Below are 14769 nucleotides of genomic sequence, written 5' to 3'. Positions count from 1 at the left end.
CTGACACCCAATGACGACTTCAACCAATCTTTTTACCCCAGCACCTCTATCAAGTGAGCAACTTGAGCGACGTGATATTGCGCAGACAATGAGAGCCATGCTCGAAAAGTGGGAAAAGGCCAAGGCCAGCGACAACTATGCCTACCCCACCAACCGTGTTAATAACAAACAACTGTGCATATCGACTCTTGAGGGAAGTCTATTCAATCAAGCGCATTTTTCGGCACACATCGTCCTGCGCCAACTGGTACGTCAGCCACAATTCGTTGCAATCGTCGATACGTTAGAAATCAATGATGACAACTGGACACTGGTCAATAAAAAGGGCGAAATCTTTCAAGTCCATGAAATCGAAACAACTGTCGGGACGTTTATCGAGCGCATTGATATCACCCAGCAGATCAACGAGATTGATTCGTTGAAAGCCGACCTGCAACTGCTGGCCAGCAGTGCAGTCATGACAGGCGGCATCGTGTCTTCAAGCGACCGTCTGCCCTTGCTCAACTGGCTGCAGTTCCAGCAACTGAACCTGCCCGAGACCGCAGACCAGTTGCAAAACCTGATTGCCTGGCTCGAACTGACGTTGCCGCTGCCGCCCACGCATGGCAACTACTGGGGGATATCGAACGAAACCGGCGCAACAGAGCTGTGCATCGACGAAGATCAGCAATCGGCTATCTACCAGGTCATCCATAAGCTGATGGACAAGGGCGAGCCGCGCGCGGAACCGCTGATCAATTATCTGGCGGGCGCACTGCTCAAGAAAGAGACGCCGACAGCCCTGCGTGAATACCCGCGTCGCGCCTGGGCACTGCTGATCGAGACCGAAGAAGCCAAAGCTTTCGTCCAGTCCTGCCTTGAAGCGTTGAATGGACCGTCCATGGCCAATGCGACTGTGCTGAGCACAGCGCAGCGCAGTCGCCTGCTGGTCGCAGCGGTCATGCTGGATTTGTCGTTGGGTCGCGAAGACAAGAACCAGAACTTCATCGAGCAGAATATCTATAACCCAGGTTACGTGCAGGCTACCTCCCATGAGGTCAACCTGGCACTGGAACAGGCACTCGGACGCCGACGTATCAAGGAATATGCAGTTCCCATGACGCTGGAACTGATCCTCGCCGGACTTGCACCTGAGTTCCTGGTCAGGACACCCGCAACTCTGCAGATCGGCACGCCTGGTTGGGTAATTCTGCGCAAATCGGTAAGTCTGGCCGAGAGCGTCGCGCCGGGCCTGTCCAGTCAGATGTCCTATGACAAGTTGCTTGAATTGGGCGCGATTTTGCCCACCAGTGCGCAACAGCAGACCCTGCATGACTGGGCGAACCTGCAAGGCATCATGGACTGGTCGATGCTGAATGGCCTGGAACCGGAAAATGCCAATGAACTGCCAACCCAGGAACTGTTCAAGCAGGCAGCCAGCCAATACAACGCCCACCTCGACGCGATCAGCGCCGCACTGACAACGCTCGCCACCCCACCGGTCAGTCGGCGCAAGCTGGCGAAAGCCGAGCTGTACGACATTGATTGCGATCCGACGACAGAAATATCGTTGCCGGTCGAATACGGATTCAAACGCAACTATCATTCCGTACTTGATGTTTATATGACGCGCAACCTGTTGTTCAAAAAGGACTATGACAGGCAATCCGGCACAAGTATCTACAAGGCACATCCGGATCTGCTGAGACTCGAACCAATCAATGACCTTTACAAGGCAAAAGTAAAAGAATACTTCAAGCAATACAAAGCGGCCATCAACACCACTATGCGCCTGACACTTTCACGACTGCCACGGGAAGAACGGATGGCACTTGAATTTGGCAAGGCAGCCATATTCATCGTTCGCGAATTCTCCATACAAACCCCGATAAACAGCAGCTTTGTGCCTTTTGATCCACGTAAAACAGCGCGCTTCGGCACCCTGCTGTTTTGCAAGTATGGATTGCAGTTTTACTGTTTTGAAATATTCCCCCTGCAAGGCATTTGCCGCAATAATCCGGCTCTTGCTGAGGCCTACGTCCGCGGCCAGACACTCGATGAGATCGGATGGTTTACCGAAGGGCCGAACGGCGACAACGACTTCAAGTCGCTGACGTATCTTCATACGCGAATCGAAAAAACCGCCTACTTCGAAGGCCAGGCCCCCTTGGGCGAGGAGCTGCGAGACAGGCCGGGCATCATTCTCGAACGCTTTGCCGAATTCGATGAGCCTGACGACGCGCTACCCTTTACGCGTAGCCCTATGCACAGTTTCAACTCGGAACGTTTCAACAAGATCGGCGAAATCATTGCCGAACATAATCCGCCGACCCATTACGATCAGTTTTATGCAATCAGTTACGACAAAACCGCCCTGGAGAAGAATCTTGATGACTGGGACAACATCACCGAAACCATTCTCGACGTCGTCATCCCGTTCCGCCAATGCATCAGGGGCCTGTCCTCCAGTGACCCGGATCTTCGCAGCGGCGCCATATTCAGTTGCGTGATGGACCTGACCGCGATCCTTTTCGTCTTTGCCGGAGCGCTGGGGCCGTTCAGCAAGGCGCTGGGCAGCAGTACAAGACTGTTAAGCCTGAGCAAGGTCGGCGCAAGCGTAGCGCTGTCGGTGTTCAATCCGCTCGATGGCGTTCCGAAGCTGGTTTACGGTGGCGCCAGACTGGTCGGCAAAGGCGTGATGAAACTCAGCCATTTCGGCCATACCGTCATCCGGGCCGGAGCCGGACAACTCCGAGCGCTGAGCAGTACCAGCAGCGGCTCGTACGACCTGGTCAAGGCCCTGAGCAAGACCGGAGTTGCAGCGGAGATTCGCATGACGTTGCCGACGCTGGCGCATGCACGGGCATTGTTCAAGGATGATGCACTCGAAACAGTCGAACAGCTCGTCACACGCCTGAGCCAGGACGTTGTTTCCATACCCAAGGGCGGCAATGCGACAGAACTGCAGCATCTGTTCAACGCTGCAACGAGGGAAGCGACTCAGTCCTCAAAGGGATTCCAGCAACTGGAATCGTTAATAGGTCATGCCGCGGCGAACGACGTACTGATCAGCTTCACCAAAAGCAGAGGCCCCCGGTTCAACGGCACAAAGTTCACTACAAAAGCTGGTGACTATTCGGAAATACTTGGATCAATGGCCGAGCTTGAATCCAGGAAAGTCATCTATCTGAAGAATCATCAGCAAAGCGTCTTGAAGACGGATCTGGGCAAGCCACCCTACAGCGACGTGATGCCCGAAACGGCGTTCAACCCGCAGGGTTTCACCGACAATGCGCAGAGAGCCGGAGCCTGGATGGTCAAGGGTTCGTCCTCCGACAACGAACTGGAGCACATTGTCGCGATCCTGCGCGAGTATACGAGCAACAATAAATCGCTCACCGATGCGAACGTGGTCAAAGAGATCCACGCTCGACTGGTGCCTCAACTGGCGGAGTCTGTGCGCGAGGTAGGACAGCCAACAAAATATGGTGGCAGCATCAGCGGTTATGCTTCGCTGGAACAACATCTGAAGACGCTCGATGCCGCCCATGAGCATGTCGACAAACACTTGCTGGCGGCCATCGCCGGTTTTCAAGGCTTCGGCGACGGCAATGGTCGTACCGCCAGCGCGGTGTATGCGATCAGCCAACTGCGCAACAATCGATTTGTACCGATGCCGAAACACGTGTTCATGTCGTTGAGCGATCTGGGCTAACCACTCAAAATCCGTGCCCCGTTTAACGTGGCACGGATTTCTTCATTCCCCGGAGAGCATCGCCGGCACGGTAAACCGAAACTCAGTGCCCTCACCCGGCTCACTGCTGGCCTCGATCCGCCCGCCATGGGCTTCAACAATCCCCTGCGTGATGTACAAGCCCAGTCCGGTTCCGGTCGGGTTGCCCTCCTTCACCGTCCAGTAGCGATCAAACACCCGCGCCAGGTTTTCCTTGGGAATGCCTTCGCCGGTATCGCGCACGGTAAACACGATCTCTTTGCCGTCAGACTTGGCCAACACGCCCACCGAACCTTTGCGCGGGGTGAACTTGATCGCGTTGCCGATCAGGTTCGACAGCACCTGAAACAGGCGCTCCGGGTCGGCGTGGATTTTCAGGTCGGGATCGGCCTCGAACGAGATATTGATGTCCTTGTCCATCGCCAGTGGCCCGAGCAGCGACTGGGTTTCCTCGAACATCTGCCCGACATCCAGGGTCTGCGGGGCGATGGTGTAGCGCCCGGCGTCGATCTTCGAGGTGTCGAGCAGATCTTCCAGTAGCGTGTTCATCCGCCCAGCTGCCTGCTGCATGGTGTCGATAGCCGTGGAGATGCGCCGCGAGGTGTGCGGGCCGTCGGAACTGAAGGTCTTCTGCATCATGCCGCAGAGCATGGAAATCACGGTCATCGGGTTGCGCAAGTCGTGGGACACCACCGCTACCAGTTCATCACGGGCGCGCACCGCCTCCTGCTCACGGCGCACCTGACGGGCGAGGTCGTTTTCCAGTGCCGAACGGCGCAGGTCATTGGCCGCAAACAGATCACCGTGACTCCATTTGGTGGAGATTCCAGCCATCTCGACTTTCCAGATTTCGAACGAAGTACGCGGACGCAGACGCAGGCCGGCGTCGGAATTTTCCAGATCCAGCGGTTTGCGCGGGTCGCCGCTCCAGTTGATGTTTTCCTTGACCTCGGGACGGAACCACATCACCCCGTTGTCCACCGGTTTGGGCAGGCTCATGGCAAGCACGCCGCTGGCCACTTGCTGAAACTGCGCGGCTGGCGGGTAAACGCTCGCCAGATGATGGCTGGCGAACACCGGCTCACCGGTGTCCTGCAACCACTTGTGCAGGGCGCGAATGTCTTCCGGCTCCGGGCAATTGCCGTAACGGTGCAATTGCTTGTCTTCGATGATCGCAATGCCCCCGGCCCCGGCCAGCGCCATCAGCACTTGCGGTTGCTGCGCCAGACCATCGAAGACGTTTTCCGGCGAGTCGATCATCGCTTGATTGAGCAGCGCCAACGCCTCGACTTTCTCCTCGCGTTGGCGGCTGATCTCCAGCGCCTCCATCGCGCTGATCTGCAGTGACAGCACCTGACCGATGGTCTGGCACGCGCTGCGCAGTTCGTGCGGAACATGCAACGGCTGGCGGTTGCCGCAACTGATCAGGCCCCAGAGTTTGTCGCCCTTGAGCAGCGAGATGCTCATCGACGACAGCACGCCCATGTTCTTCATGTACTGGCAATGAATCGGCGAGACGCTGCGCAGGGTGGCGAAACTCAGGTCCAGCGGGGTCTGGGTGTCCGGGCGCAACTTGGGCACCAGCGGCACCGGCTGGTAATCGGCATTCGGGATGATCCGCAGCCAGTTGGTGCGGTACAGCTCGCGCGCCTGCTCGGGGATGTCCGAGGCCGGGAAAAACAGGCCGTTGAACACTTCCATCGACGGATCGGACGCCTCGGCGATCACCTGACCGTGGCCCTCCTCCTCGAAGCGGTAGATCAGCACCCGGTCGTAACCGGTCATCGCCTGGATTTCCTTGACGCTAATGTCGTACAGGGCCTGCAGCGAAGTGGCCGCTTGCAAGCGCTGGAGCATGCGCCCCAGATGGGTCTGGTTGCCGGCGACGTTGCGCGGCTGGAAGTTTTCAACGTGGATTTCCAGTTCCAGAATCAACACGCCTTGATGCCGGTGCAGCAGACCTTCGAACGCGGTGCCGTTGAGGCGAAAGTGCAGCGGTGCGGCATCGGCAAATACCGGTTGTTGCAACGCCTCGCGCACGGCCACCGCGTGCTTCTCACCCAGCAATTCGTGCAGCGGCTGGCCGATCAGTTCCTGCGCCGGGCGTGCCAGCAGGGTCTCGACGTTGGCGCTGATCTGAATGATCTCCAGCGCCGGCTCGCTCAGGGTCAGCAACAGGCCATGGGGCTGGATTGCCCCGGGAAAGCGGATCGGTTCGTCGGCACAGTTGGCCAGCAGTTCTTCAAAGGCTTCTTGGTCTTGCGGGTTCATGCCAGTACCTCCCGGCTTTCGAGCCAGCGCTCGAAACAACTGAATGTGGTTCGGGCCGCCGCAACCACGGCTTCACGTTCGCTCGCATCCAGTGATCGACTGCCCAGGTATTCAATGAAAGCGCGCCAGCGGCGGCCGGTGGCGGCGCCATAAATGTCGAGGAATGCCGCGCCATTGTCGGCGTTCAGGCTCAACCGCGAGGCGATTTCGCGGCGCAGGATCTGCCCGCCGAGGGTTGCCCCTTCCAGCACGTACGTCACTCCCAGACAGGCAGCGTTGGAGTCGATCACGGGCAGCGCCTGACACAGCGGCAAACTGGCGATAGCCTCGACCGACAGACCCTGGGCCCTCAGATCATTGAACAGGGTCGGTGCCTTGAGACGTGGCGCAAGATCGAAATCGACCGGCATCACGCCACTGTCGAGCAGTGCACTTTCCAGCGGTCGATAAAAGCCGTAGTAGGCCTGCATCAACCGCAAAAAAGCGTTGGAATCGAGGGTATCGGAGAAAAAAGGAAGACGTTTTTCCAGTGCGATGTGCAGTTCGGCAGTGCCGGCTCGCAGATCTTGCAGCACCGGTGGCACATAAACTTCACGGGCCTTTGCTTGCATGTAGATCGCTCTTGGTGGGGCCGCTTCGGGGCCGGCAGGGTGTTTGCAGCTTTGGACGGATATTACACGGCAAACGCCTTTTTCTGACTTGGCGCACAGATTTTTCTGACGAAACCAGCGCCTTCAGACCTTTGAGAGTTTCGGCCAACCGGAAAAGTTCGACTCGATGGTCGGGCTGCTGATGCTGTACCGCGACAGCACCGCGTGACTGTACGGGTCAAGGCGCCCGCAGCCTGTGCTAAAAAAGCACCATCGTTTCCGGAGCCCAAGCCCATGGATCTCGCCACGCTCTCGCTGTTTCTCCCGGCCTGTTTCGCCCTGAACATGGCCCCCGGCCCGAACAACCTGCTGTCGGTGAGCAATGCCACCCGCTACGGCTATCGTCGGGCCTGCGCCGCCGGTATCGGGCGAATCGTTGCATTCGCCGCAATGATCGCCCTCGCCGGCGCGGGGCTGTCGGTGGTGCTGCAGACCTCGGAATGGCTGTTCCATGCGATCAAGATCATTGGCGCGGCGTACTTGCTGTACCTGGCCTGGCAACTGTGGCGGGCCAACCCCGAGGCTGAGCAGCAGATGGACGGAGCGTCGGTGGGGTTCTGGCGGCTGGCACGTCAGGAGTTTCTGGTGGCGGCGGGCAATCCGAAGGCGATCCTGTTGTTCACCGCGTTTCTGCCGCAATTCGTTGATCCGAGCCGCCCGGTGCCGGCGCAATTCGCCGTGCTCGGCGCGCTGTTTCTGCTGCTGGAATGGATTGCCATCGGCGCCTACGCGTGGATGGGCCTGCACATGCGCCGCTGGTTCGCCGAGCCGCGCGGCAAACGGATCTTCAACCGTTGCTGCGCAGGGCTGTTGTCGGCGGCGGCTTCGGTGTTGTTGCTGGCGAAACGCGCGTGATACCTAGGCCTCGGACGGCCCTTTGAGTTCGACCTGATTGCCGTCCGGGTCGAAGCAATACAACGACAGGCCGTAGCCCTCGGCGCCGAAGCGTCTGGCGGCTTTTTCCACAGTCAGACCGTGCGCCTGCAAGTGCTCGGTCAGCGCAGATTCATCGAACGGCTCGATGCGCAGGCAGAAGTGATCGACGTTGCGCCGCTCGGCACCGGCCGCCGCGCCACCCTTTTTGCCGAGTTCGCCTTGCAAGTCGACGAGGTCGATCATCGAGGTGCCGGCGCGCAGGTGCACCAGCCCCAATGGTTCGTTGTGCCTGACCACCTCGGCGCCGAAGACCTGGCGGTAGAACTCGATACTGCGTTGCAGATCGGCGACACGCAGGACGATGTGATCGATGTGTTGAATGATGAACGGTGGCATGGTTGGCTCCAGCGAATCGGCGATCCGCTGATTGTGGTGCAGAATCGAAAAAATTCACTGTCGATTTTTCGGTGGAGCCATCGAAATCCTGGATTTAAGCTCTGCCCATGAACATACAAACCGCACTCCTGCCGCCCCACGCCGAGATGGTTCGCGCCATGCTCGAACGCGACACCGCCTACGAAGGGGTGTTCTTCACGGCCGTGAAAACCACCGGGATCTTCTGCCGCCCCAGCTGCACGGCGCGCAAGCCGAAACCGGAGAACGTCGAATTCTTCGCCCATGCCGATGAGTGCTTGAGCGCCGGTTATCGCGCCTGCCTGCGCTGCAAGCCGCTGGACGCCGCAGCCATCGCCCCCGACTGGGTGCAGCGCCTGCTCACCGCCGTCGATGCCGACCCGGAAATGCGCTGGAGCGATGCGCAACTGCTGGCCGAAGGCATCGAACCGCTGAAGCTGCGGCGCTGGTTCAAGCAGCATTTCGGCATGACCTTTCATGCGTGGCTGCGCACGCGCCGGCTCGGCATGGCACTGGGCGGCATTCGCCAAGGCACCTCGATTGATCATGCGGCGTTCGATTCCGGCTACGAATCGCTCAGCGGTTTTCGCGATGCGTTCCAGAAGTCGTTCCACATCACCCCGGGTCGTGCGGCCAGCAGTGAACCGCTGCTGTTCACCCGCCTGACCACGCCGCTGGGGCCGATGATCGCCATGGCCGAACGTCGCGGACTGGTGTTGCTGGAGTTTCTCGATCGCCCGGCGCTGACCCGCGAAGTCGAAGAGCTGCAAAGCCGTCATGGCTACGTGGTCGCCCCGGGACACAACGCGCCTTTGCGGCAGATCGAAGAGCAACTCGACGAATATTTTGCCGGGACGCGCAGTGCATTCAGCGTCCCGCTGCATCTGCCCGGCAGCGCGTTCGACCAGCAAGTCTGGGAGCAACTGCTGCAAATTCCTTATGGCCAGACCAGCACCTACGGCGCCATCGCCTCACGCCTGGGCAAACCCGGCGCCAGTCGCGCGGTAGGCTTGGCCAATGGGCACAATCGGCTGTCGATCGTGGTCCCGTGCCATCGGGTGATCGGTGCGGACGGCTCGTTGACCGGCTATGGTGGTGGACAGCCGCGCAAGGCGTTTCTGCTGAGGCTGGAAAACGCTGCGGTGCAGCTCACGCAACCACTGGCTTTCTGACGCTCGCACCACTCACAAGAAGGGATTTCGATGAACGCGCTCGACACTCGGTTCCACCAGTTACACCAGGAAGGTCTGCTGATCCTGACCAACGTCGCCGACGCCACCGGCGCGCGGCTGGTCGAGCACGCGGGTGGGCAAGCGGTCGCCACCAGCAGCGCGGCAGTCGCTTGGGCGCATGGCTATCCAGACGGCAACACCCTGCCCCTTGAACGGCTGATTTCAACCGTGGAATCCATCGCGCGGGTGATCCAGGTGCCGCTGAGCGTGGACATCGAGGCGGGTTATTCCGATGACCTTGGCCGTGTGGCCGAAGTGGTCGACGCGGTGCTCGCCGCCGGTGCGGTCGGGATCAATATCGAGGACGGCAGCGGCGCCCCGGAACTGTTGGCGCGCAAGATCGAAGTAGCACGGCAGATCGCTCAGAAGCGTGGTGTGAAGCTGTTCATCAACGCACGCACTTACGTCTACCTCAAGGGCCTGGTACCGGCCGAGGATCGCGTCGCCGAAACCCTGCACCGTTCAGCGTTGTACCAGGCCGCCGGGGCCGATGGCTTGTTTGCCGCTGGCGTGACCGCCGCTTATGAAATCGAGGCAATCTGCAAGGGCACGTCACTGCCGGTGAACGTGCTCGGCTTTGCCTGCCTGCCCTCGCCGTCCGAGCTGCAAGCTTTGGGCGTGCGGCGCCTGAGCGCCGGGTCGGGAATCGCCGAGTTCCTCTACGGCGCGATGGGTTCGCTGGTGAAAAGCTTCCTCGCCAGCGGCAAGCTCGACACCCACGACCTGAAGGCGCTGACCTACGGCGAAGTCAACGGACTGCTGAAATAGCATGACGGATCGTTATCAGGCGGCCAGCGAATTTCTGGCCGCGCTCGACGAGGACTGGCAGCGCCACGTTGTAGCCGTCGGCCAGTGCCTGCATCAACCGCACCCGGCGCGTGACCCTTACGAATCGCTGGTGCGGGCGATTGCCTATCAGCAACTGCACGCCAAGGCCGGGGATGCGATTGTCGGGCGTCTGGTGGCGCTGTTTCCGGGGCAGACGTTTCCCCGGCCTGAACAGATTCTCGCGACCGACTTCGATCAACTGCGCGGTTGCGGTTTTTCGGCGGGCAAGATTGCGACCATTCAGGGCATCGCCCGGGCAACGCTGGACGGTATGGTGCCGGATTATCCCACCGCGCTGGCGATGGACGATGAAGCGCTGATCGAACGCCTTGTCAGCCTGCGCGGGGTTGGCCGCTGGACCGTGGAGATGCTGCTGATTTACAGCCTGGAGCGCATGGATATTCTGCCGGCGGATGATTTTGGCGTGCGCGAGGGCTATCGCCGATTGAAGGCGCTGGAGGTACAGCCGACGCGCAGGCAGATGATCGAGATCGGCCTGGCGTGGAGTCCGTATCGGACGGTGGCGGCGTGGTACCTGTGGCGCGTACCAAAACCGCTGCCCTCACCCTAGCCCTCTCCCGGAGGGAGAGGGAACTGACTGGGGGAGATTGGAGATATCCGCCGACCTGAAATAGCGGCTGTGAATCCATAGTCGCCCCGGTTGGCTCCCTGTCCTTCCAGGAGAGGGAACTGACTGGGGGAGACTGGAGATGTTTGCCGACCTGTAATAGCTGCTGCGAATCCATAGTCGCCCAGGATTTTCAGGTCAATGTATTACGCAAGACTCCTCGGTCGGCTCCCTCTCCCTCCGGGAGAGGGCTGGGGTGAGGGTTGGCTTTTCAGAGGCCAGATTTCAACTTGCTGAACGCCCGAATCAAAGCCCGATTGAACGCCTTGCCATTGTCATTTTTGCTGTACAGCGAAGCCCGCACCGCCTCCGACGGATACGTCCCCGGATCATTACGGATCGATGCATCCACCAGACCATCCGCCGCCGTGATCGCATTGGCGTAGTGGATGGTGTCGGTGATCGGCGCGATCACCTCAGGCGTCATCAGATAATCCATCAATGCCAGCCCCGCCTGCGGATGCGGCGCATCTTTGGGAATGACCATGGCGTCGAACCAGATCAACGTGCCCTCTTTGGGGATGCGGTAACTGAGCTGGAACGGCTTGTTCGCCGCTTGCGCCTGCCCTGCGGCAATCGCCACGTTGCCGTTCCACGACATCGCCACGCAGGTGTTGCCGTTGGCCAGATCGCTGATATTCAGATCGTTGTCGAAGTAGCGAATGTACGGGCGGATCTTCGCCAGTTGCTGTTCGGCGAGTTTCAGGTCATCGAGGTTCTGCCGGTTGATGTCCAGGCCCAGGTACTTCATGACCGCCGCGAACACTTCGTTCGGATCGTTGAGCAGACTCACCCCGCAATCGGCAAATTTGGCCACCACCGCCGGGTCGAACAGCATCGCCCAGCTGTCGGTCGGCGCTTCTGGTAAACGCTGCTTGATCGCTTGCTCCTGATAGCCGACGCCGGTGGTGCCCCAGGCATAAATGCCGGCGTAACGGTTACCCGGATCGAACACCGCCATGTGCTGGCGGAACTCGTCACCGACCCCGGCAAAGTGCGGCACCCGAGCCTTGTCCAGCGGCTGGATCGCACCGCTTTCAATGGCCCGCGACAGGTGCTGGCCGGCGGTCAGTACCAAGTCATACCCGCTGCGTCCGGTGAGCAGTTTGGTCTCCACGGTTTCCAGCGAATCGAAGTGATCGGCGACCACCTGAATCCCGGTTTTCGCCTCGAAGTTCTTCAGCGTATCCGGGGCCAGGTACTCGCCCCAGATATACAGATTAACCACCGGTCTGGCGGTGTCGGCGGCCTGCACACACAGGGGTGCAAGCACCAGCAATAACGCTTGAGTCAGTTTGTGCAGGCCCATCATCACACCCCCTTGCGATTAGACGTGCCGGCGTATTGCGGCATGGTGATGCACGCGACGTTGCCGCCACCGAGGAGGATTTCCCGGGAATTTTCGATGCCGACGATCTTGTGCTGCGGGAACAGCTCGGCGAGGGTCGCCAGCGCCACCTGATCGTTGCGATCACCGAACAGCGGCACCACGATCGAGCTGTTGCCGGCGTAGTAGTTGATGTACGACGCACAGATTTGGGTGCCGGCCTGACGGGTGTGAGTGCTGTCCTGCTGATCGAGGCCTTCGGCTTCTTCGGCGGTCCACTCCAGCACGTCCGGTTGCGGCAGCTTGTGCACGATCAACTCGCGGCCACGGCTGTCACGGGTGCTGCGCAGGATGTCGTAGGCCTCTTGATAGATTTCCCACTGCGGATCGTCGCGGTTGTCGGTCCATTGCAGCACCACTTCGCCGGGGCGCACGAAGCAGGCGAGGTCATCGACATGGCCATCGGTTTCGTCGAACTTGCAGCCGCGTGGCAGCCAGATCACCTGTTCGGCACCGAGGTAATCGGTCAGGCGTCGAGTGACCTCGTCCTTGCCCAGATGCTGGTTGCGATTGCGGTTGAGCAGGCACTGTTCGGTGGTGAGGATGCTGCCCTGACCATCGCTCTGGATGCCGCCAAGTTCGGCAATCAGCGGTGCGCGGTAACGGTCGAAGCGTTCGATTTCGAGGATCTTGCTGGCGATCTGGTCGTCCTTGTCCCACGGGTAATACAGCCCGCCGTCGAGGCCGCCGTAGGCGTTGAACTCGAAGTCGACGCCACGCACTTCGCCGCTCTGGTCGTTGACCACGAAGCACGGGCCGCTGTCGCGGAACCAGGTGTCGTTGCAGGTCATCTCGACCACACGCACTTGCGGCGGCAACTGGCGGCGGGCGGTGGCGAATTGCGCGGCGGAGGCGCAGACGGTGACCGGTTCGCTGTGGGAGATGGCGGTGACGATCTGCACCCAGACTTTCTGCGCCGGTTTCGCGCCGTTGCGCCACACGTCAGTGCGCTCCGGCCAGCCGAGCCAGCAGCCGGACTTGGCTTCGAATTCGCCGGGCAGACGGAAGCCGTCGCGCTTGGGGGTGGAGTCGAGCAAACGTGCCATGGTCAAACCTCGTCTTGGGGTTGGGAATGACCACAGGCTACGGTCGCGGACGGCTGGCCCGCCAACGATGAATATTGCGGAACAGTTGAATTCAACTCATCAATCGGCCAGTTGATCGTTGAACCATTCAAGCATCTGCGCCACCGCCGGCCGCTCCAGGCGCAGCCGTTCGCAGACCAGCGCGTACTGGCCGAGCGCGGTCATGCTCGAGGTGAATGGCCGCACCAGCCGCCCGCTCAGCAAGTCCTCCTGCGCGGTGAGGTTGTCGCCCATCGCCACACCCTGCCCCTGTGCCGCCGCTTCCAGCGCCAGACCGGCATGGGCGAAATACAACTGGCGCTGCGGGCGCAGATCGCCGGCGTGACTGGTCAGCCATGCGGTCCAGGTCTTGCCGTCCTGATCGTCGTGCAGCAGGCAGTGGCGCGCCAGGTCTTTCGGGGTTTTCAGGGTGCCCTGGTTGAACAGCCCCGGGCTGCATACCGGGAAGAATTGCAGCGCCGGCAACGGCCGTACGAAGTAGGCGCTGCTGTCCACCGGGCCGGTGCCGTAGGTGATCGCCAGGTCGATGTCTTCGCCCGGCGCGCTGGCGTCGATCGGCTGTTCGTAGAGATGCAGGGTGATGTGCGGATAGCGTGCGTAGAAATCGGTGAGGCGGTTCATCAGCCACTTTTGCGCCAGCTCGGCGGTGACCGCCAGGCGCAACACCGCCAGCGAGGAAGGATCGCGCAGTTCATCGCAGGCCTCGCCGATCAGTTCGAAGGCCTGCTGCAGGCTCTGCATCAGGCGTCCGGCGGCGATGGTCGGGCGGATCTGCCGGCCTTCGCGGATGAACAGCGAGACGCCCAGTTGCTCTTCGAGCTGACGGATCTGGTGGCTGACCGCGCTGTCGGTGACGCACAACTCGGCGGCAGCCCGGCCGAAATGCGCGTGGCGGGCGGCGCATTCGAAGGTTCGCAGGGCCGCCAGTGAGGGGAGTCTTCGCATGGGTTGGGGTGCCTTTTTTGGGGACATGCTGACCGGGCCTTGAGCAGGCGTCCAGTGGCACCGCGTTATCGTTCTTCGCGAGCAAGCCCGCTCCCACACTTTGAAATGCGTTCCCCTGTGGGAGCGGGCTTGCTCGCGAAGGCGTCAACATGATCACCACAAATCTTCTAGGCTCAACCGCACCCACTTCAGCCAACCGGAGGCCCAACATGCACCTCGAAGGCTCCTGCCATTGCGGCGCCGTCACTTTCAGCCTGACCAGCGCCCATCCCTACCCCTATCAACGCTGCTACTGCTCGATCTGCCGCAAGACTCAAGGCGGTGGCGGCTATGCGATCAACCTCGGTGGCGATGCGGCCAGCCTCAAGGTTCAGGGGCGCAAGCACATCAGCATCTACCACGCGAAGATGAAGGAAGCAGGTGAAAAACGTGCCCATCGCAGCACCGCCGAGCGGCATTTCTGCTCACAGTGCGGCAGCGGCTTGTGGCTGTTCAGCCCGGAATGGCCGGAGTTGATTCATCCATTCGCCTCGGCCATCGATACGCCACTGCCGGTGCCGCCGCAGCACACGCATTTGATGCTGGGGTCGAAGGCGCCCTGGGTCGAGGTGGATGCGAAACCCAAGGACAAGCAGTTTGCGGTGTATCCCGAGGAGTCGATTGCGCAGTGGCATGAGCGGTTGGGATTGGTCAAATGAGCAGGGGGTTGTGTTGTGATTGATGGCCCTATCGCGAGCAGGC

General features: G+C 60.4%; 12 protein-coding genes. 6 read left to right on the top strand and 6 right to left on the bottom strand.

What is annotated here, in order from left to right; all coding sequences use genetic code 11:
* The first annotated feature begins 10 nt into the window (after positions 1–10).
* The gene (locus E4T63_RS28515; protein ID WP_167797072.1) at positions 11–3694 is read left to right on the top strand and encodes a hypothetical protein; all 3684 of its coding nucleotides are present in this window, start codon (positions 11–13) and stop codon (positions 3692–3694) included.
* 42 nt (positions 3695–3736) lie between these two features.
* Here the strand turns inward: E4T63_RS28515 and E4T63_RS11655 are convergent, their stop codons facing one another.
* Complete coding sequence (locus E4T63_RS11655; protein WP_134786096.1) at positions 3737–5983, bottom strand: ATP-binding protein; 2247 nt, start codon at positions 5981–5983, stop codon at positions 3737–3739.
* Positions 5980–6594, bottom strand: a complete 615-nt coding sequence (locus tag E4T63_RS11650; protein WP_135295519.1) for a biliverdin-producing heme oxygenase — start codon at positions 6592–6594, stop codon at positions 5980–5982. The genes E4T63_RS11655 and E4T63_RS11650 overlap by 4 nt, the downstream gene beginning before the upstream one ends.
* 273 nt (positions 6595–6867) lie before the next feature.
* On the opposite strand from E4T63_RS11650, the gene E4T63_RS11645 reads away from it, so the two are divergent.
* On the top strand, positions 6868–7488 hold the full coding sequence (locus E4T63_RS11645) for a LysE family translocator (RefSeq protein ID WP_134786094.1): 621 nt from the start codon (positions 6868–6870) through the stop codon (positions 7486–7488).
* A gap of 3 nt (positions 7489–7491) precedes the next feature.
* Here E4T63_RS11645 and E4T63_RS11640 read toward each other — a convergent pair whose 3' ends face one another.
* Positions 7492–7905, bottom strand: a complete 414-nt coding sequence (locus E4T63_RS11640; protein ID WP_135295518.1) for a VOC family protein — start codon at positions 7903–7905, stop codon at positions 7492–7494.
* A gap of 107 nt (positions 7906–8012) precedes the next feature.
* Between E4T63_RS11640 and E4T63_RS11635 the strand changes: the two genes are divergently transcribed.
* From E4T63_RS11635 to E4T63_RS11625, 3 genes are read left to right on the top strand one after another with little or no spacing between them, the layout of a single operon-like run.
* On the top strand, positions 8013–9095 hold the full coding sequence (locus E4T63_RS11635) for a bifunctional transcriptional activator/DNA repair enzyme AdaA (RefSeq protein ID WP_135295517.1): 1083 nt from the start codon (positions 8013–8015) through the stop codon (positions 9093–9095).
* 30 nt (positions 9096–9125) lie between these two features.
* On the top strand, positions 9126–9923 hold the full coding sequence (locus tag E4T63_RS11630) for an isocitrate lyase/PEP mutase family protein (RefSeq protein WP_135295516.1): 798 nt from the start codon (positions 9126–9128) through the stop codon (positions 9921–9923).
* 1 nt (position 9924) lies between these two features.
* The gene (locus E4T63_RS11625; protein WP_135295515.1) at positions 9925–10554 is read left to right on the top strand and encodes a DNA-3-methyladenine glycosylase family protein; all 630 of its coding nucleotides are present in this window, start codon (positions 9925–9927) and stop codon (positions 10552–10554) included.
* A gap of 268 nt (positions 10555–10822) precedes the next feature.
* On the opposite strand, the gene E4T63_RS11620 is transcribed toward E4T63_RS11625, so the two are convergent.
* The 3 genes from E4T63_RS11620 to E4T63_RS11610 form a co-directional block, all read right to left on the bottom strand.
* Positions 10823–11920 carry an extracellular solute-binding protein gene (locus tag E4T63_RS11620; protein ID WP_135295514.1) on the bottom strand — a complete coding sequence of 366 codons (1098 nt, stop codon included), beginning with the start codon at positions 11918–11920 and terminating at the stop codon, positions 10823–10825.
* A gap of 2 nt (positions 11921–11922) precedes the next feature.
* Positions 11923–13044: an agmatine deiminase gene (aguA, locus tag E4T63_RS11615; RefSeq protein ID WP_135295513.1), complete on the bottom strand. Its 1122-nt coding sequence runs from the start codon at positions 13042–13044 to the stop codon at positions 11923–11925.
* Positions 13045–13143: 99 nt separating this feature from the next.
* Complete coding sequence (locus E4T63_RS11610; protein WP_135295512.1) at positions 13144–14028, bottom strand: LysR substrate-binding domain-containing protein; 885 nt, start codon at positions 14026–14028, stop codon at positions 13144–13146.
* Positions 14029–14237: 209 nt separating this feature from the next.
* Here E4T63_RS11610 and E4T63_RS11605 point away from each other — a divergent pair, with 209 nt between their 5' ends.
* Entirely contained in the window at positions 14238–14726 is a 489-nt protein-coding gene (locus tag E4T63_RS11605) for a GFA family protein (RefSeq protein WP_041067362.1), read from the top strand.
* Positions 14727–14769 lie beyond the last annotated feature (43 nt).

This window comes from Pseudomonas fluorescens (assembly GCF_004683905.1).
Taxonomy (GTDB): domain Bacteria; phylum Pseudomonadota; class Gammaproteobacteria; order Pseudomonadales; family Pseudomonadaceae; genus Aquipseudomonas; species Aquipseudomonas putida_A.
This window is presented reverse-complemented; position numbering and strand designations above follow the sequence as displayed.